General features: G+C 58.5%; 20 protein-coding genes. 10 read left to right on the forward strand and 10 right to left on the reverse strand.

Annotated features, from left to right (window positions below):
* Positions 1–88 precede the first annotated feature (88 nt).
* The 3 genes from ACFOOP_RS14235 to nusG all read left to right on the forward strand — a co-directional run bounded on the left by ACFOOP_RS14235 (position 89) and on the right by nusG (position 3,033).
* Positions 89–2,017: a hypothetical protein gene (locus ACFOOP_RS14235; protein ID WP_379881780.1), complete on the forward strand. Its 1,929-nt coding sequence runs from the start codon at positions 89–91 to the stop codon at positions 2,015–2,017.
* 176 nt (positions 2,018–2,193) lie between these two features.
* Positions 2,194–2,475 carry a preprotein translocase subunit SecE gene (gene secE / locus ACFOOP_RS14240; protein WP_379881781.1) on the forward strand — a complete coding sequence of 94 codons (282 nt, stop codon included), beginning with the start codon at positions 2,194–2,196 and terminating at the stop codon, positions 2,473–2,475.
* 24 nt (positions 2,476–2,499) lie between these two features.
* Entirely contained in the window at positions 2,500–3,033 is a 534-nt protein-coding gene (gene nusG, locus ACFOOP_RS14245; protein ID WP_379881782.1) for a transcription termination/antitermination protein NusG, read from the forward strand.
* Here nusG and ACFOOP_RS14250 read toward each other — a convergent pair.
* Positions 3,030–3,908 carry a glycosyltransferase gene (locus ACFOOP_RS14250; RefSeq protein ID WP_379881783.1) on the reverse strand — a complete coding sequence of 293 codons (879 nt, stop codon included), beginning with the start codon at positions 3,906–3,908 and terminating at the stop codon, positions 3,030–3,032. The two genes, nusG and ACFOOP_RS14250, sit on opposite strands and share 4 nt — an antisense overlap.
* Positions 3,909–3,968: 60 nt before the next feature.
* Positions 3,969–4,259 (reverse strand): hypothetical protein, encoded by a 291-nt coding sequence (locus ACFOOP_RS14255; RefSeq protein WP_379881784.1) that lies wholly within the window; start codon positions 4,257–4,259, stop codon positions 3,969–3,971.
* Between the two features lie 102 nt (positions 4,260–4,361).
* Here ACFOOP_RS14255 and ACFOOP_RS14260 point away from each other — a divergent pair, with 102 nt between their 5' ends.
* A complete protein-coding gene (locus ACFOOP_RS14260; protein ID WP_379881785.1) occupies positions 4,362–4,964 on the forward strand; it encodes an HD domain-containing protein in 603 nt (200 codons plus the stop codon).
* A 6-nt stretch (positions 4,965–4,970) separates the two neighbouring features.
* Here ACFOOP_RS14260 and ACFOOP_RS14265 read toward each other — a convergent pair whose 3' ends face one another.
* The 5 genes from ACFOOP_RS14265 to ACFOOP_RS14285 all read right to left on the reverse strand — a co-directional run bounded on the left by ACFOOP_RS14265 (position 4,971) and on the right by ACFOOP_RS14285 (position 8,315).
* A complete protein-coding gene (locus ACFOOP_RS14265; RefSeq protein ID WP_379881786.1) occupies positions 4,971–5,678 on the reverse strand; it encodes a sulfotransferase-like domain-containing protein in 708 nt (235 codons plus the stop codon).
* A gap of 20 nt (positions 5,679–5,698) precedes the next feature.
* Positions 5,699–6,112 carry a hypothetical protein gene (locus ACFOOP_RS14270; RefSeq protein WP_379881787.1) on the reverse strand — a complete coding sequence of 138 codons (414 nt, stop codon included), beginning with the start codon at positions 6,110–6,112 and terminating at the stop codon, positions 5,699–5,701.
* A 74-nt stretch (positions 6,113–6,186) separates the two neighbouring features.
* A complete protein-coding gene (locus ACFOOP_RS14275) occupies positions 6,187–6,597 on the reverse strand; it encodes an MmcQ/YjbR family DNA-binding protein (RefSeq protein WP_379881788.1) in 411 nt (136 codons plus the stop codon).
* Positions 6,598–7,377 (reverse strand): LOG family protein, encoded by a 780-nt coding sequence (locus ACFOOP_RS14280; protein ID WP_379881789.1) that lies wholly within the window; start codon positions 7,375–7,377, stop codon positions 6,598–6,600.
* Entirely contained in the window at positions 7,374–8,315 is a 942-nt protein-coding gene (locus tag ACFOOP_RS14285; protein ID WP_379881790.1) for an aminotransferase class IV, read from the reverse strand. Before ACFOOP_RS14285 ends, ACFOOP_RS14280 begins: the two co-directional genes overlap by 4 nt.
* Positions 8,316–8,461: 146 nt before the next feature.
* Here ACFOOP_RS14285 and ACFOOP_RS14290 point away from each other — a divergent pair, with 146 nt between their 5' ends.
* On the forward strand, positions 8,462–9,862 hold the full coding sequence (locus ACFOOP_RS14290) for a hypothetical protein (RefSeq protein WP_379881791.1): 1,401 nt from the start codon (positions 8,462–8,464) through the stop codon (positions 9,860–9,862).
* Between the two features lie 12 nt (positions 9,863–9,874).
* Entirely contained in the window at positions 9,875–10,720 is an 846-nt protein-coding gene (locus tag ACFOOP_RS14295; protein ID WP_379881792.1) for a rhodanese-like domain-containing protein, read from the forward strand.
* A 17-nt stretch (positions 10,721–10,737) separates the two neighbouring features.
* Here ACFOOP_RS14295 and ACFOOP_RS14300 read toward each other — a convergent pair whose 3' ends face one another.
* Genes ACFOOP_RS14300 through phaC form a run of 3 tightly spaced genes read right to left on the reverse strand, consistent with a single transcriptional unit; the run spans position 10,738 to position 13,795 of the window.
* Positions 10,738–10,947 (reverse strand): hypothetical protein, encoded by a 210-nt coding sequence (locus tag ACFOOP_RS14300; RefSeq protein WP_379881793.1) that lies wholly within the window; start codon positions 10,945–10,947, stop codon positions 10,738–10,740.
* 56 nt (positions 10,948–11,003) lie between these two features.
* Positions 11,004–11,819 carry an arylamine N-acetyltransferase family protein gene (locus tag ACFOOP_RS14305; protein WP_379881794.1) on the reverse strand — a complete coding sequence of 272 codons (816 nt, stop codon included), beginning with the start codon at positions 11,817–11,819 and terminating at the stop codon, positions 11,004–11,006.
* Positions 11,820–11,824: 5 nt separating this feature from the next.
* Positions 11,825–13,795 carry a class I poly(R)-hydroxyalkanoic acid synthase gene (phaC, locus tag ACFOOP_RS14310; protein WP_379881795.1) on the reverse strand — a complete coding sequence of 657 codons (1,971 nt, stop codon included), beginning with the start codon at positions 13,793–13,795 and terminating at the stop codon, positions 11,825–11,827.
* A gap of 110 nt (positions 13,796–13,905) precedes the next feature.
* Here phaC and ACFOOP_RS14315 point away from each other — a divergent pair, with 110 nt between their 5' ends.
* The 4 genes from ACFOOP_RS14315 (at position 13,906) to ACFOOP_RS14330 (ending at position 16,642) form a co-directional block, all read left to right on the forward strand.
* Positions 13,906–14,331: a hypothetical protein gene (locus tag ACFOOP_RS14315; RefSeq protein ID WP_379881796.1), complete on the forward strand. Its 426-nt coding sequence runs from the start codon at positions 13,906–13,908 to the stop codon at positions 14,329–14,331.
* Positions 14,332–14,372: 41 nt separating this feature from the next.
* Positions 14,373–15,332 (forward strand): class II fructose-bisphosphatase, encoded by a 960-nt coding sequence (glpX, locus tag ACFOOP_RS14320; protein ID WP_379881797.1) that lies wholly within the window; start codon positions 14,373–14,375, stop codon positions 15,330–15,332.
* 9 nt (positions 15,333–15,341) lie between these two features.
* Positions 15,342–15,596 (forward strand): DUF3297 family protein, encoded by a 255-nt coding sequence (locus tag ACFOOP_RS14325; RefSeq protein ID WP_379881798.1) that lies wholly within the window; start codon positions 15,342–15,344, stop codon positions 15,594–15,596.
* A gap of 71 nt (positions 15,597–15,667) precedes the next feature.
* A complete protein-coding gene (locus ACFOOP_RS14330) occupies positions 15,668–16,642 on the forward strand; it encodes a 2OG-Fe(II) oxygenase (protein WP_379881799.1) in 975 nt (324 codons plus the stop codon).
* Positions 16,643–16,645: the final 3 nt, after the last annotated feature.

Below are 16,645 nucleotides of genomic sequence, written 5' to 3' on the forward strand. Positions count from 1 at the left end.
TCATAATAGGTTAACGGGCTTGATGTTTTTGCCGCTGGGGCGCGAACCTTGCTAGGATCGGCGCAAGATAGTCACTGGAGACCGCCCCATGTCGCGCAGTTTAAAAGTTCTCGCCGCCGCCTTGTTTTTTATGGGCTCGGCCGCATGCGGCGGCAGCGGCGATTCAAGCGCTGCTGAGCCCCAGCAAGGCGCTGATGATCTCGCCGAGGCGAGAGCGCAGCTTGCTGCGCAGACCTCTGCGCCCACCCACAGCGCAGCGCCGCAACGGCCCTTGATGCAAGTTGGTCCCTGGTATCCGGCCACCTTCAATATGGAGGAGCCGTTCATTAATCTAATCAACGCCAGTCCCGTCGTATGGGAAGGCGGCGGCATGAACACAGGCGAGATTGTTGCGGCTGGCCTCGTGGACAAGAAAACATTGCTGCCGACGCAACTGCCAAATGGAAAATGGTTGAATGGCGGCATTTATTTTCCAGCCAATTCACCGGAAATGAATCTGCACTGGGATGGTGACTGGGTGCTTGAATGGGAAGGCGATGCTGATTTCTGGATCGATTACCTGCCCCGGGAAATGCAGTGGCGCGAGTCGAAAAACCGTATTGTGTTCACCCGCAATTTCAAACGCGGCAAGACGCTCGATCATTCGCGCATCCAGATCCGCGGGCTCAACGGCCCGCTAAAATCCCTGAAGCTTTACCGCAAGGAAAACGAAGAAGCGGTCAAGGCCGGAAAAATTTACAATCCTGCTTTTTTGAAAGGGATCGCCGGTTACGACATTGTCCGGACAATGGACATCCAGTCAGCCAACAGCGCAACGATCCGTTCTGTTGACGATCTCGCCTCTATGGAGACGGCGTTCTGGGCGGCGACCGATTGGGGCAATGCGACAGGTGAGCCGCAATTCAAATATCCAAGCCCTGTGCAGGGAATGCCAATTGAAGCCGCTTTGCGTCTTGGAACCGAAAGCGGGAAAATGATCTGGTTTCAGGCGCCGATTACGCTCGGCGCTCCGCAGACGCTTTTCGATTCACGGCCTGAGGATGGCCGCATTGACATCTGGGCGGCGCGGTTTTCCGACGCCGCCGGCGCCGACGCGGTCAATGTCATCGAAAGCGAGGAATGGGATGTATACGCCGACGCTTTTGTCGAAGCGCTGATCGCGAGCGGCTATCCTGCGGACCGGCCGCTGTATGTTTCGCTTGCCAATGAAGTCTGGAATTTCGGAGGCCAGTATTTCCTGACCACGACCTATGCGCAGCGCATGGGCTGGGGCCTCGCGCCATGGTTGGGTATTCCGAAACATAACGGATTGCGCGAAGGCTACGGCGCGCTCATGGCGCGTTTCAAGCTCGCTGTTGACGGCGCTCTCGAAAGGGCGGGCCGTGACCAGAGCATTACCTATGTGGTCGAGGGGCAGGCGGCTTATGTGGAGCTGACCGGCGCGGCGCTTCGCGGCGCCAAAGCCTATATGGACAAAAAGGGTGAGCGCTGGGCGGAGCACGCGCCGGGTTTTGGCGTTTCGGTTGCAAGCTATTGGGGCTATCATGAAGGCCTCACGGAAAGCGGGATCGACCCGAGCGATCTAGACGCGCTGGAAGACTATTTCCTGAACGGTTCCGACCGTCTTCTCGGTACCCGCGCCAATGTGCTGAAGCTCTTTCGGGGCGCGGCGGCGCAGGGCGCGCAATATGGCGTCAAGCTGATCGGCGCTTATGAGGGCGGGTCTCATTTCACCCGGCCCTGTAAGACATGGGACCCGAACCGCGGCTGCGTCGAATACGCCATGACGACAGCGCAATATAGAGAATTTCAATGGGGCGAGCGCGGTGGGCGCATCAATTACGAGATCAACAAGGCTCTCGCCGATGAATTCCCCGGCGTTATCCTCTCAAATTACGTGCTGGCGGGGCCTCCGGGCGGCCAGCCCTGGTTTGAGGGCCCTATAGGGGCCGAAAACCCCTATGCGCGCTCCTGGGAGGCCCTGATGGCCCATGAGGAGGCCGCTGCGGGCGAGTGATTTTCCTAGCCTCGGCGGCAAAGCCTTCTTGACGGGCCCGCGAAAAGGTTTACCTAGGGCGGCGTCTTCCGAAATCCTCTGGAGATTCTTCAAAGCGCGGGACCTGCGCACGAGAAGCTGTGTCCGGAGGGACGTCGGATTTGGCCCTTAAAGCCCAGAATATAAGGCGGCGAGATATGGCGAAAAAGAAGAAACCGGCTGGCGAAGCTGAGGTCATCGAAGGCAAGGCGACCGAGGTTAAAAAGAAAAAGCGCGTAGGGCCGATGGAGTTCATCCAGCAGGTTCGCAACGAAGCGGCGAAAGTCACCTGGACGACGCGCAACGAAACCCTCGTCTCTACAACCATGGTGCTGATCATGGTGGCGATCATGGCGCTCTTCTTCTTCGGCGTGGATCAGGGCCTGCGGTTCACGGTTTGTCACGTCCTGCCTATCGATTGCGTCGGCGCCAACAACTAACAATCAACAAACGGAACAACTGGCATGGCGAGCAACTGGTACATCGTTCACGCATATTCGAATTTCGAAAAGAAAGTCGCTGAATCGATCCTGACCTCCGCAAAGGACAAAGGCCTTGAGCATTTGATCGAGGAGCTTTTCGTGCCGACCGAAGAGGTCACCGAAGTGCGCCGCGGCCGCAAGATCAACACCGAGCGGCGCTTTTTCCCGGGCTATGTGCTCGTCAAGATGACCCTCAATGATGAGACCTATCACCTCATCAAAGAAACGCCGAAAGTGACCGGCTTCCTCGGATCGGGTAACAAGCCGATGCCCGTGCCGCAAAAGGAAGTGGACCGCATTCGCGGCGTCATCGAGGAAGGCGAGGCCCGTCCGCGATCGACCATCACCTTCGAGATCGGCGAGAATGTGCGCGTCACCGACGGTCCTTTCGCATCATTCTCGGGTGTTGTTGAAGAAGTCGACGAAGACGCCGAGCGCGTTAAAGTCGCCGTTTCGATCTTCGGCCGCGCAACGCCGGTTGAGCTCGAATTCACACAGGTTGAAAAAGCCGCTTAAACAGACGCGGCCGAAAGCGCCTGTTTTGCGCGTAACCGCTTCAGGGTTGCGCGATCGAACCAGTAATCCACAAGACCATGACGCGGGCGTAAGGCCGCCAGCGTCTCTTGTGTGTAAATTTCATAGATCGTTTCCGGCATTGCTTCGGCGCCGCGCTCTTTGAGCAGGCGATAAAGCACCTGTTTTTGAAAATGCCGCTCGGAATATCGGCGCAGACGGCGGCGGTAGAGATCGAAATCGCGCCAGTTCGCCTGCAGGGAGTCGAATTCGAACGTCGCCTCTTCAGCCATGACGATGCGCTTTTTGTGGCTGTCATTGGGACCGCCCTTCAAATCCGTCAACAACAGATAGGTGATGAGGCCGTCTTCGCCCTTGGCGCCGTAAGGAAGATGCAACGCCTCCCGCCGGAAGGCGGCGATGCAAGCGCCAGAGAGCGCATAGAGATTGCCGCTGAGATAATTATTGGTGAGCAGCAACGTAGCCCAGCCGCGCCGGCTGCGGCCTGCGGCGGGAAGCGCCGCCGCCGCATAGGCGTCAGGCGCCGCCTTTAGCGCCGCGCCAAGGGTGGCGATAGCGTCTTCGCTCGCTGTGATATCGCCATCGATGAACACATGAACGGGAACCTCCGGATCGGCGAGGCGGTGAATATATTCATTCCAGGCGTTGGCCTTGTCGCCCACAGGCAGTTCGTGAACGGTGATCCGCCGGTCCGCGGCGGCGAGAAGCTTTGCCGCCGCGAGTGTATCGTCCGTACAGCCATTAACGAGAATGTGCGTCTGGTCGTTGGCGCCAAGTCCGGCTGCGTCCAGGGCGCCGGCGCAGCGGGGCAAAAGCCGTTCTTCATTACGCGCAAAAATACAGACCGAAACGCTCATGGACGCCTTTTATCACCGGCGCGTTTGCCGGTGCAGCGAAAAATCTAAAAAGAAGGAGACTTAACCATCTTTTTTTGCGGGTTCAGGATGGGTGGCCGGATCGGTGTCCGCGAAGGTTTCGTGATAGCGTTTGGGCGAGTGGCGGGCGGCCTTGCGCACGAGGAAGTCAAACCAGCGCCAGCGTCGGCGCATGGAGAGGATCAGGGGGCGCGCCGCCGGGTTCGCCGCCGCAATCATGATCAGGCCCAGAATGACTAGGGGCGCGCCCAGGGGCAGCGGCGAAAAGGCGGCGATCAGCCCATACAGCATGAGCACGATCCCCGTCAGGGTTGTCGCCAGCCGTGCAATCACTTTTGCGCCGCCTTTCTGTCCGGTCTGGGCCAGAAGCTTGAGTCCAGCCGTTCAAAAACTGTAAGCTTGACCGAAACGAAGTCAAAGCCGGAGGAAATGTTCATGCCAGACCATGGAGATGTGGGCGCGCCGCGCGCCAAGTTTCACGCCATGACTGAAGGCACGCAGGAAGACTGGATGATCATCGCCAGCCAGTTCGCGCCTTTCGCCGCCAATGGCGGCGCCCGCGTTCTTGATCATTTGCGATTGCTTGAGGGGGACTATGGCGGGTTTCCGGTGGACCGGCTGGAGCATTGCCTGCAAACCGCGACACGGGCCCATCGCGACGGGCGCGACGAGGAATATGTGGTCTGTGCGCTTTTGCACGACATTGGCGACACGCTCGGCGCCTATAACCATCCCGATATCGCCGCGGCGATTCTCAAGCCCTTCGTTTCTGAGCGGAACCACTGGATGGTGGAAAAGCACGGCATCTTTCAGGGCTATTATTTCTTTCATTATCTCGGCATGGATCGCGATATGCGCAACCAGTTCCGCGATCATGAGTATTTTCAGCATACGGCCGAGTTTTGTGAAAAATACGACCAGCCGGCTTTCGACCCGAATTATGAATCGATGCCGCTGGAGGCGTTTGAGCCAATGGTGATGAAGCTTTTCCAGGCGCCGAAGCAGTCCGTATACAAGGCGGCCATGGCGGACGAATAAGGCGGCTTAAGCGACAAGACGACGGGAGCTGAAAAAAGCGTAATCAACGGCGCAGGCGCGGGCGACCGTTTCCAGCTCCGGCGACAATTTAATTTTTCTTTCTTCATATGGCTTGAAGCCTGTGGAGGCGTTCACAGCGTCATACCAGTGCGACGCCCATGCGCCGTCGCTGTCGCGCGGCCCTGCCGGCCAGGAAAGCATTTTTTCCGAGAAACTCATGCCGAGCGCTTTGCAAAGCGCGCGTAATGTCGCTTCTGGCGCCTTCAACACATCTGAGGCGTCAATAACCGGCGCGGGCCTCAGTTCATACAAACGCCGCTGGATGCGATAGGAATCGATGATCGGCGCCACATCGTCCAGCTTGTTCTTGTAGGATGCGACCATGGCGCGCGGATCGCGGATCAGGTGAAAAACTCGCGCGTCATCCAGCCAGCCGAAATCCGGCGCAAAGGCGAAGTGAAAGCTGATATGCTTTTCAAAACTATATTCGGCGCCCTCTCGCGCGTTTAATTCTGAGCAGACGGTTTTCCAGTCCGCCGACTGCGACGCAATCGTTTCCTCCCGTAAGGGATGGTTCGCGGCGCTCGCCTTCAAATAGCAGGCGTAAAAAGGCTCATCCGCGACCATGCAATCGTCGCGGTTTTCGAAGCTGCGCATCATCGTTGTGGAGATGTTGCGGGGCCCTGAGAGCATGGCGATGCGAATTGGCGCCATAATGATGTGATCGTTGGATCCTAGGCTTTCTTTTTAGCTGCGAGGCGCGGCGCTTTTGTCTGTGGCGTGATGACGACCGGGGCGGCGTCCAGGCCAGCCTGATCTTCGATCATACGGATGATCTGTGCTGACGACGCAATCACCTGGCGGCTGCCTTCACTTTTGATCTTTGTGATTTTGACCTGATTTTCCATAGCCTGAATAGCGTCGTAGGCGCCGGTGACGGCGGTCTGGAAATTATCGACAAGTTCGTCGAGGTCCGGATCGTCGCCGGAAAGCTTTTCTTCGGCCAGCACTCGCAATCTGACGACTTCGCCGAGAACCTCCTCCGCCTGCGTTCTGTATTTGCGGCGTGCGGTCCACGCACCGCCGAGCCAGCCCAATAAAAGTCCGACCAGACTCGCGCCGGCTCCGATCAGAAGAATATTCTGCACACAATCGCCCCTGTTCAGCCCATACCCTGTGGGAAAGTCTCGCAGCTTATGCGGATTTGGCAAGGTCGGATGCGTCAAACTTCGCCGGAATCGTAGGCTTTGAGGAGTCTTTTCGGCGCTATTTCCCGCCATACGCGAAGAAGATTCGCTTTGGCCCACTCAGGATCGAGTCGATCCGGACGGACCAGCACGAGCTTGTGATTCTTGTAGTGGTCCGTGAAGAAAAACGTTTCCGGCGCGGCGTCGACCAGCATGTCGCGCTCTTCGAAGGGGACCTTGAAGACCGGCGCGTCTTCCGACGGGCTCCAGAAGAACCACAGCTTGCCATGAGCCTTGAGGCAGGGCTGCCCCCAGGAAACAGCTTCCGTAACGCCGGGCAGGTCAAGCGACATCGCGAGCGCTTTTAACGTCTCGTAGGTGACGGGCGTTTTCTCGCGGCCCGCTATTTTCTTTGTTGTTTTTTTCTTCGCGGGTTTTCGGGTCATCTATTTTGCGTCGGCTTCGGGCCCGCCGCAGATTCCCGCGATGAGCAGTTTTTCCCACGCTTCCTCAGGCGTCGACGCGTAGTGAAACAGGTTGAGGTCGCCGGGGCTGATCATTTCATGCTCGACAAGATGGCGGAAGTTGATGGCCTTGGTCCAGTAGTCTTCGTCGAACAAGATGACGGGAATGGTGTCGCTCTTGCCGGTTTGGATTAGCGTCAGGAGTTCGAAAAGCTCATCGAATGTCCCGAACCCGCCCGGAAAGACCACCAGCGCTTTTGCGCGCATGGCGAAATGCATTTTGCGCATGGCGAAATAGTGGAACTGGAAAGTGAGGTCCGGCGTCGAATAGGCGTTGGGCTCCTGCTCGAAGGGGAGGCGGATGTTAAAACCGATCGATGGCGCCCCGGCGTCATGGGCGCCGCGATTCGCCGCCTCCATGATTCCGCCGCCGCCGCCCGTTGCAATGACGTTTTCACGCGCGCCATCATGATCTTTATCTTTGGCGCCGCCGCGTTCAGAGGCGATGCGAGCAAATTCGCGCGCCGCGCCATACCAGCGCGTGTGTTCCCCATTTCCATTTTCGTGAGTGCGCGCAGAGCCGAAGACAACGATAGTTGAATTGACGCCCCAGGCGCGCAAGTGCTCTTCCGCCTTTTCATATTCGAGGAGAAAGCGCACGCCGCGTAATGGGTCGCTTAAGAGAAATTCCTGATCGAGCGCCGCCAGTAGATAAGCGGGCGAGGCCATTTGCGCGGCATTGTCAGCGGGTTTGTCGGTCATGGAATGATGCGTCCTTTTGCGGCTTCTTCTTCTATCAGCTTTTTGTAGAGGGCCTGGAGCTTTTGCACCATTGGTCCAGCTGCGGCGCTGATCTTGCGACCATCGACTTCCGCGACTGGCGTGACGCCAGCGAAGGTCCCGGTGATGAAAGCTTCATCGGCGTTGTAGACATCGTGCAAGGAGAAGTTACGCTCATGCACGTCGATGCCATTTTCCTTCGCAAGGTCGATGATCGTGCGGCGCGTAATCCCGCCGAGACAGAAATCGCCGGTGGAGGTCCACAAGGCTCCGTCACGGGCGATGAAGAAATGCGTTGAGTTACAGGTGGCGACAAAGCCATGCGGGTCGAGCATTAGCGCCTCGTCGGCGCCGGCCTTCGCCGCCTGGATGCAGGCCATGATGCAGTTGAGTTTCGAATGGGAGTTCAGTTTCTGGTCCTGGACATCCGGATAGCCGCGGCGCACATGCGCGGTGAACAGCCGGGCGCCCTGTTTTGCATTTTCCGGCAGCGGCGTTTTAAACTCGGGAATGATGACAATTGTCGGCGGTGTGATTGTCGCGCGCGGGTCCTGATAGGGCGTCGCTTTTACGCCGCGTGTCACCATCAGGCGGATATGCACGCCGTCATGGCCGTCATTGGCGTCGAGACAACGGTAGAGGCGCTTGGCAAGCTCTGTCTTGGTGAGCGGCATTTCGAAGTCGAGCGTCTTGGCGCCGTCATAAAGACGGCGCAGGTGTTTATCCAGAAACGCAATCACCCCCTTGCCGTCTGGGCCGGGGTGAACGCGCAATCCTTCCCACACGCCATCGCCGAGAACGTAGCCGGAATCGAACACGGAAACGGTCGCTTCGGCGCGTGGCTTCAGATCGCCATTGATGTCGATCCTGATCGTGTCATTGCGTGGGTCGGGGGTGTAGGCGTGCGTCGAATGGGTCATATTTTCCAGTGTTTTGCGTTTTCTTTTCAGATGTTTAGCCCGTCTTGAATGAATTTGCGACCATGCGGGTGACCCGTTTTCCTGCACGGTTGCGCTTACATCAGTAGGAGCGCGTGACTCCGGCGAGAATTTAAGAGAGGCGGGCAATGGCGATTTTCATGAGAACAGGGCTCGCCGTCAGCTGGCTTTTCGCCCTTGCGGCCTGTTCCGGGGGTGAGGAAGTGGGCTCCTATGATGGCGCCGCTTACAGTGAAGAAGACTTCATCAGCGAGGAAGAGCTGGCGGAGATCGAGGCTGTCGATCCGGAAATGGCGGCGGAGCTGCGCCGGGAAATGGCGGCCATGCGTCAGCAGTCCTATCAGGCGCCTGGCCAGCCGGGCGGTCCCGCGGCTCCGCAAGCATCCGTCCAGCTTTATCAGACAGCCATGAACGCCGGCGCACAGCCGGGCGCCTCGGGGCCTGCGCAACAACCCCGCCAGCAACAACCCCCGCAACAGATGTCAGCGGGCGGTAAAGGGTTGCCGCCGGGCGCGCATCGCGTAAAGCGCGTCGAAATCATCGATCGCAGCGGTTTTGAAAAACCGCTGACAGCCTACACCATGATGGTGCCGGTGGACTGGAACGGCCAGGGCGGCGTTGTCTGGGGGCAAAATATGGGATGCGGCGGCGGCGGCTCCACGGTGAATTATTCAGCGTCGTCACCTGACGGGCGATCAGGCGTGCAGCTCATGCCGTCTTTTAGCTGGTCCTGGAATAATTTCTCCGGCCCCGGACAAACGGGCGGCTGCCCGTTCCTGCAGATCGGCGGGATCAAACAATATATCGAATATCTGGTGTCGCAGACCCGGCCCGGCGCCCGGATTATTGATTTCCGTCCGCGAGAGGATATCGCCGAGCCCTTTAAGCAGTTCAATGCAAATAATCCGATGCCCGGCATGGATATGCGCAGCTGGGTTGAGGCGGGTGAAGCGCTGATCGCCTATAACGGCAATGGCGGTGAAATTCGCGAGACCATCGCGGCGGTCGCGCTCATCAATTACAGCCGCATGCAGGATACGTCAGGCATGGGCATGGGCGATATGGAAATTCTGGCCGGCTCCGCCATGCCTGCCTACGCGATGCGCGCGCCAAACGGGCAACTTGATTTCAACTTCACCGAACTTGTCCGCAAGTCTATCCGCGAGGCGCCGGAATGGAGCCAGCGCATGGCCCGGCACAACGCCAAAATCGCGCAGACAAATTTGAAGGGCGCCCAGGACCGCTCTCGCATCATAGCCAGGACCGGAAGCGATATTCTCGACATGCAGATGGAGTCCTGGCGCAACCAGAATGCAAGCTCAGACCGGATCCAGCGTGAAAGCACCGAAGCGATCCTCGGCGTCGAGACTTATAATGATCCGTATAATGGCGGGACAGTTCAGCTCGACAACACCTATGACAACGCCTGGCAATTGAATGACGGCAGCTTTGTGCTGACCGATGACGCCATGTTCGAGCCCTATCGGGATCTCGGCATGGATGGCCAGCGCCTCGAAGCGGCGCAGTAAGGGATAACAGACATGAAAATAACGATGACACTTCTTGCCGTTGCATTTGGTTTGGCAACGGCGGCGGCGGCGCAGGACGGGTTCGGCGCACAGCAGCCCCAGCAGCAACAAAACGCCCAACAGCCCTATCCGCAACAGGGCCAGTACCCACAACAGGGTCAGTATCCTCAACAAGGCCAATATCCGCAGCAGCAACAGCCTCAAGGGTATCCCTCGCAACAACCCTACCAGCCGCAGCCTCAAGGTTATCCGCAACAACAGCCGGGCTATCCTCAACAGCAACAGCCATGGGGCGGCCAGCAACCGGCGCCGCAGCAGGGGCCGCAAATGGGCGGCGGTTCGCTCGATCAGCTGGCGGCAATGGAGCGGCAGGATTTCGGCGTGCAGCCGACAAGTCAGCTCCACAACGGCGCCATGCATGGACCAACCCCGGCGAGCATTCCCGGCGGACAGGTGATCACCACAAAGGGCATTGTGGAGCTGGTGCAGGGGCGGCAAACGCCGTTCATCGTGCTCGATGTTCTGGGCGGTCAGGAGCTTTTGCCGGGCGCAACCTACGCCGTTCCGGCGCATCAGGGCGGCAGCTTTAACGACGCCACACAGAAAGAGTTCGGACAGTTCCTGTCGCAGATGACACAGGGCAATAAGGAAATCCCGTTGATCCTGTATTGTCAGTCAACGCAATGCTGGATGTCTTACAACGCATCGCTGCGCGCCATTAATCTCGGCTACAAGAATGTGATGTGGTACCGCGGCGGCATTGAAGCGTGGAAAGCGGCGGGCCAGCAAACCGTAACGCCGCAACAAATTCAGCAGATGCAACAGCAAATGCAGCAACAACAGCGCCCGCGACAGTAGCTGGATCGTATTGAAGTCTAAGTGCGGCGGAGCGCCTTTGGCGCTTCGGCCGGCTGGGCGTTGGCGACATCGAGCCGCTTCGGCGCGCGCATCAGATCCGCCGATAGCTGTTCCTGTTCAGCATGGCGCAGCCGACGAAACAGCGCGTCCGCTCTTGCGCTGCGCGATTGCGACGTTGTTCCCAGTCGCAGGAACAGTTCCTGCGTTGTGACATCCATCCGGCTCATGACAGCCCCCCGGCTTTTGGTTGCCCCCACCGTGATTCGGATTGGTTAACGAAAAGTTAAGGTTGTGAGGGCTCGCCGAAAACAACCTCATGCCGGGCGCAAATTTTCGGCCAGAGCGATGTCGCTTCAGGCAGAGTGAGTCCGAAACGCTCTTCCAGCGCCTGCATATAGGCGTCCGCGCTGTCAATGAGATCGACGATCTTGTTGTCGCTAGACAGAGCCGTAAAAACGCGCCCGCGCATGGAGATATGCTGGCCCGGCAGCCAGCGCTGGACCACCGCATTCAGGACAAATATCGATTCTTCGTGGGTCTGCAGCAAACCGCACGCCTTTTCCAAGAGCACTTCATCACTGACGCTTCGATTGAAATCAAAAGTTGGTCCGCCGCCGCGCGGGTCGTTGTGATAGCGCATCCAACCGCCGCCAATGTCTTCGAGACGGCAATGGAAAGGTCCGTTTGAAAATGCGCCCATTCGAAGCGGGATCGCTTCGATAAGGCCGTCGCCAAAGCCCGCATCGGCGAGCCACGGCTCATCAAGTTGCACGATTAAAACAAGGTGATTGCCGACCGCGTCGTCGCCGCGTTCATCGCGCGCCACAGCGCCGGCGAGGCGCTCCACCTTGAAGCCGATCTCTTCCAGCGCCCAGCCGAGCAGCCCGTTCATTTCGTAACACCAGCCGCCGCGCCGTCGCGTCACGATCTTGTCGAATGCGGCTTTGCACGCGCGCGTCACCGGCGTTTCCAGTTGTACGTCGAGATTTTCGTAAGGAATGGTCTCGGCATGGGCGCGGTGCACAGCCCTGAGAACGCCGGCGTCAGGCCGAATGGGCCCCTTGTAGCCGATCCGGTCGAGATAGGCCTGGAGATGCATATGGCTTAGGCTTTCACCTTCACATAAGAGCCGGGCGCATCCTCGATAATCGAGAGGCCGCCATCGCCGGGCTGGCGCGCTGTTGTCTCGCCGGCGCTCACCTTGTTCAGCCAAGCGATCCAGTAAGGCCACCATGAGCCCGGATGACGCGTCGCGCCGGCTTTCCAGTCGCTAAGCGTCGCCGGCAGCGCTTCATTGGTGGAATGGTGGTATTTGTGCTTGTCCGGATGATTGACGACGCCGGCGATATGGCCGGAGCCCGCCAGCATATATTCAACATTGTCGTTGTCGCCGGAGGCGAACAGCCGCGCTGTTCTGTAGACGGAGTTATGTGGCGCAATGTGATCGGTCTCGCCCGCCTGCATGAAGATCGGAATGTCGACTGCGCTGAGATCAAGGGTTTCGCCATCCATGATCATCTCGCCGCGCGCGAGACGGTTGCGTTGATAGAATTCGCGCAAATAGAAAAGATGGACGTTTTTCGGCATCCGAGTGGCGTCGGAATTCCAATAGAGAAGATCGAACCGCGCCGGGTCTTTTCCCTTCAGGTAGTTATCGATGACAAAGGACCAGATGAGGTCGTTGGAGCGCAACATATTGAAAGTTGTGGCCATAGCCCGCCCTTCAAGAACGCCGCCCGCCGCGTCCATCTGCTTTTCGATGGCGTCGAGCTGTTCGTCGTCGACAAACAAAAGAAGATCGCCGGACTCTTTAAAGTCCGCCTGCGCCGTGAAAAAGGTAGCGGAGTTGACGCGGTCGTCATTCTTTTTCGCCATCAGGGCGAGGGCGGTCGATAACATGGTGCCGCCGATACAATAGCCGATGGTGTCGGCTTTTTCTTCGCCGGTGGCTTTTTTGACGGCGTCCAGCGCTTCGAAAAGTCCGCCCTTGATATAGTCTTCAAAAGTCTTGCCTTTGAGATCCGGTCCCGGATTGACCCAACTCATGACGAAGACGGTGCGGCCCTGATCCACGAGCCAGTGGATGAACGAGTTCTGCGGCTGCAGGTCGAGAATGTAAAATTTATTGATCCAGGGCGGCACGATCAGCATCGGCATCTTCGCCACGGCCTCGGTCGTCGGAGTGTACTGAATGAGCTGGAAAATTTCGTTCTGAAAGACGACCTTGCCTGGCGTCGTTGCGATATTTTCGCCTAGTTTGAAAAATTCGAGATCCGCCTGCCGGATCGATAGCTCGCCATGGCCGCGGTCGATATCCTCAAGCAGGTTCTTCAGTCCCTTCAACAGGTTTTCGCCTTTTGACTCCAGCGTCGCCTCGATCACTTCAGGATTGAGCATGGCGAAGTTTGTCGGCGCAAAAGCATCGATAAATTGCCGGGTGAAGAACTCAGCCTTTTTCTTCTCATGCTCGTCTTCAAACTCGAGCTGGCTGATCGTCGTTTCAAGCCACCGCGCAAATATGAGATATGATTGCTTGACGAAATCCAGCATGGGGTTTTCGTCCCACGCGGGATGGGTGAAGCGCTTGTCGCCGCTTGACGGCTTGATGGCGGGGCCGACCGTCTCCCCGGCCATCTTGCGGGACATGGTCGCCATCAGCTTGGCGTAGTCGCCCCACAGATTGAACTGGCGCTGCAGCACGGTGCCCGGATCAATGGAGAGGCCTTTGAGCATCTCCTGAAAGGCTTCGCCGACATTCAGGGGGTCCGCCGGGATCTCGCCGGTCAGGCGGCGCAGGTCCTGATTGCGAACGGCGAATTCGCGGATGACTTCCTGGCTCCTGCCGCTGACCTCGGTGAGATATTCGGAAAGGGCGTCAAAATCCTGATAGAGCGACCGGTGAGGCGCCGCCTCTTCGGGCTTTTTGGGGGCGGCCGCCGGTTCAGGCGCTGGCTTCGATCCGCTTTTTGGCTTCGGATCAGCCTTTGGGGCCGTCTTCGAAGAAGTCTTCGCCGCCGCCTTTTTCTTCTTCTTGGCCGGGCTTTTTTTGTCTGATTTTTCTTTCACTTGCGCCATACGCCCGGTTAAGGGTTAAAGAAGTCTTGTGCTTTAGTCGTCTCTCGCCTTTATAGGATGGCCTTGTGTCCAGTGTAAAACGATCTCAGCCGTGGGCTTCATCCCTCATTGTGGGAGCTCTTGCGCTAACAGGATGCGAGTCCGGCGATCTAGCCCGCTTTGCCCCGCCAGGCATCGTCAAATATGAAGACCTCGCTGGCGACCAGGAAGTGAATCCCGCCGTCGCAGCGCGCATTGCCGAGCGCCGTGAGGAAAAGGGCGCCGGGTCCTTTCCCAATCTCTCTTTGACGCCCGGAAAGGGCGACCGTCCGCAGAAAAAACCTGTCAGTGAAGTGGCCGCCGAAACCGACATGCTGGTTGACGCCCGCACGGCGCTGGCCGAAGACGTAGCTTCAGATCGGGCCGCCGTGGAAGCCGAACTCGGCAGCGATCTTTCGGCCGAAGGGGAGGCGCTCAAGTCTCGTCTGGACGCTGACAGCGCCGCGGCGGCGCGGGAGCGGCGCGAGGCGTTGACGCCGCCCGAGACTGAAAATTGATCTGGCGATTTATCGTCTGACCACCTACGGAAAGAGTGAACATGTCCGCTGATGAAAAATTTCTAGACCGCGTTCTGACAATGGAAGTCGGCCGCTGCACCGAAGCTGCGGCTGTCGCCGCCTCGACGATGATCGGGCATGGCGACAAGGAAGGCGCCGACCAGGCCGCCGTCACGGCGCTGCGCGATGCTTTCAACAAACTCCATATTCAGGGCACGGTGGTGATCGGCGAAGGCGAACGCGACGAAGCGCCGATGCTTTATATCGGCGAGAAAGTCGGTCTGGGTGATGGTCCGAAAGTCGACATTGCGCTCGATCCGCTGGAAGGAACGACGCTGACCGCAAAGGCGATGTCCAACGCGCTCGCCGTTGTCGCTATGGCGCAGGGCGGCACCTTGCTTCATGCGCCTGACGTTTACATGGACAAGATCGCTTGCGGCCCCGGCTATCCGGAAGGCGTGATCGATCTCGACGCTTCTGTCGAGGATAATATTTCGTCTCTCGCCAAGGCGAAGAATGTGGGCACCGACGACATCACCCTTTGCATTCTGGATCGTGAGCGACATCAGCCGCTGATTGACGGCGCGCGCAAGATGGGCTCGCGCGTGTTTCTGATTCCCGATGGCGATGTCGCCGGCGTCTTCCATACGACGGAAAGCCATACGGGCATTGACCTCTATGTTGGCCAGGGCGGCGCGCCGGAAGGCGTGCTCGCGGCGGCGGCGTTGCGCTGCGTCGGCGGTCAGATGCAGGGGCGGCTGCACTTCCGCAATGATGATGAGCGCGGCCGCGCCGAACGCATCGGCATCACCGATCTCAATCGCAAATACGGTCTGATGGACCTCGCTTCCGGCGATGTGATCTTCGCCGCCACAGGCGTCACCAACGGCACCATGCTCGATGGCGTCAAATGGGAGCGCGGACATGTCTCGACGCATACGGTCGTGATGCGGTCAAAGACCGGGACGGTCCGTTATATCCGCGCGCGCACACGTCGATAGAGGCAAAGCATGTCTGACGAAGAACTACCCGAACTCCCCGACCGTCTCAGCGTCAATCCGAAAAGCCCGCATTTCAACGCGGATATTTTCCAGCGCGATATCGGCATCCGCATCAATGGAACGGAAAAGACCAATGTGGAGGAATATTGCGTTTCCGAAGGCTGGATCAAAGTCGCCGTCGGCAAGAGTATGGATCGCAAGGGCAACCCGTTGACCATGACGCTCAAGGGGACGGTCGAGCCGTTTTATAAAGACCGCAAATAGCAGCAAGAATCGGGCGGCGTCGGCTTGGCGGTCGCCATAAAGTGCGGGCGAAACAATGGAGTTTCCCCGCCATGTCCTTAAACTCGTCCGCCCATCTCCGCCTTGTCCATCCGCCGCAACTTGACGACGACGCTCGTTGGGCCGCGGTCGAGCGCCGTGACGCCGCTGTTGACGGCGCGTTCTGGTCCTGTGTGAAGACGACTGGCGTTTACTGCCTGCCTTCCTGCTCGGGTCGTCCCAAACGCGAGAACGTCATCTTTGTCTCGACGCGCGCTGAAGCCGAAGCGGCCGGGTTTCGCCCCTGCAAAAGGTGCCGTCCGGAACGGTTTGTTTCAGGCGCGCTTCAGGACCGCATCGAAGAAATCGACTGGACGAGGGCTCATGACGCGCTCAATGCGCAGGGCTGGGCGCCGCTGGGACGGTTGTTAAGTGATGAGGACTGTTCGGCGCTGATCGCCGGCTACGAGGAAGATGCACGGTATCGCTCCACAGTCATCATGCGCCGTCATGGCTTCGGGGAAGGCGAGTATCGCTATTTCACGGACCCTGCGCCGGATCTTGTCTCAACGCTTCGCGCGCGGCTTTATGAAAAACTGGCGCCCGTCGCCAATGAATGGAGGATGACGTTAAAACAAAAACGCGACGCCTATCCGGCGAAGCTTAGCGCCTATCGCAAGCGCTGCGCCATGGCGGGCCAGAAACGGCCAACGCCGTTAATTCTCAAATACGGGCCAGGCGATTACAATCGTCTGCATCAGGATCTTTATGGCGGCGAAGTTTTTCCGCTGCAGGTTGCAATCGTGCTGTCTCAACCCGGCAGGGATTTTTTCGGCGGTGAGTTCGTGATGACGGAGCAGGCGCCGCGGCGCCAGTCGCGAGCGATGGTGGCACCGCTGGAGAAGGGATCAGCGATCGCGTTTGCCGTCAATGAACGCCCGGTCGAGTGCGCACATGGAACTTATCGTGTGAAAATGCGCCATGGCGTCAGTGAAATTCGCGACGGCGCCCGCTATTGCCTCGGGGTTATCTTTCACGATGCGCTTTAACGA

Source organism: Hyphococcus aureus, from assembly GCF_042643165.1.
GTDB lineage: Bacteria > Pseudomonadota > Alphaproteobacteria > Caulobacterales > Parvularculaceae > Hyphococcus > Hyphococcus aureus.

Excerpts from the sequence above, each read along its gene's own strand:
- ACFOOP_RS14300 (WP_379881793.1), bottom strand. The coding sequence starts at position 10,947 with ATGAGCCGGATGGATGTCACAACGCAGGAACTGTTCCTGCGACTGGGA.
- ACFOOP_RS14250 (WP_379881783.1), bottom strand. The coding sequence starts at position 3,908 with ATGAGCGTTTCGGTCTGTATTTTTGCGCGTAATGAAGAACGGCTTTTG.
- ACFOOP_RS14325 (WP_379881798.1), top strand. The coding sequence starts at position 15,342 with ATGTCTGACGAAGAACTACCCGAACTCCCCGACCGTCTCAGCGTCAAT.
- ACFOOP_RS14235 (WP_379881780.1), top strand. The coding sequence starts at position 89 with ATGTCGCGCAGTTTAAAAGTTCTCGCCGCCGCCTTGTTTTTTATGGGC.
- glpX (WP_379881797.1), top strand. The coding sequence starts at position 14,373 with ATGTCCGCTGATGAAAAATTTCTAGACCGCGTTCTGACAATGGAAGTC.
- nusG (WP_379881782.1), top strand. The coding sequence starts at position 2,500 with ATGGCGAGCAACTGGTACATCGTTCACGCATATTCGAATTTCGAAAAG.
- ACFOOP_RS14285 (WP_379881790.1), bottom strand. The coding sequence starts at position 8,315 with ATGACCCATTCGACGCACGCCTACACCCCCGACCCACGCAATGACACG.
- secE (WP_379881781.1), top strand. The coding sequence starts at position 2,194 with ATGGCGAAAAAGAAGAAACCGGCTGGCGAAGCTGAGGTCATCGAAGGC.
- ACFOOP_RS14275 (WP_379881788.1), bottom strand. The coding sequence starts at position 6,597 with ATGACCCGAAAACCCGCGAAGAAAAAAACAACAAAGAAAATAGCGGGC.
- ACFOOP_RS14265 (WP_379881786.1), bottom strand. The coding sequence starts at position 5,678 with ATGGCGCCAATTCGCATCGCCATGCTCTCAGGGCCCCGCAACATCTCC.
- ACFOOP_RS14295 (WP_379881792.1), top strand. The coding sequence starts at position 9,875 with ATGAAAATAACGATGACACTTCTTGCCGTTGCATTTGGTTTGGCAACG.
- ACFOOP_RS14305 (WP_379881794.1), bottom strand. The coding sequence starts at position 11,819 with ATGCATCTCCAGGCCTATCTCGACCGGATCGGCTACAAGGGGCCCATT.
- ACFOOP_RS14290 (WP_379881791.1), top strand. The coding sequence starts at position 8,462 with ATGGCGATTTTCATGAGAACAGGGCTCGCCGTCAGCTGGCTTTTCGCC.
- ACFOOP_RS14260 (WP_379881785.1), top strand. The coding sequence starts at position 4,362 with ATGCCAGACCATGGAGATGTGGGCGCGCCGCGCGCCAAGTTTCACGCC.
- ACFOOP_RS14280 (WP_379881789.1), bottom strand. The coding sequence starts at position 7,377 with ATGACCGACAAACCCGCTGACAATGCCGCGCAAATGGCCTCGCCCGCT.
- ACFOOP_RS14330 (WP_379881799.1), top strand. The coding sequence starts at position 15,668 with ATGTCCTTAAACTCGTCCGCCCATCTCCGCCTTGTCCATCCGCCGCAA.
- phaC (WP_379881795.1), bottom strand. The coding sequence starts at position 13,795 with ATGGCGCAAGTGAAAGAAAAATCAGACAAAAAAAGCCCGGCCAAGAAG.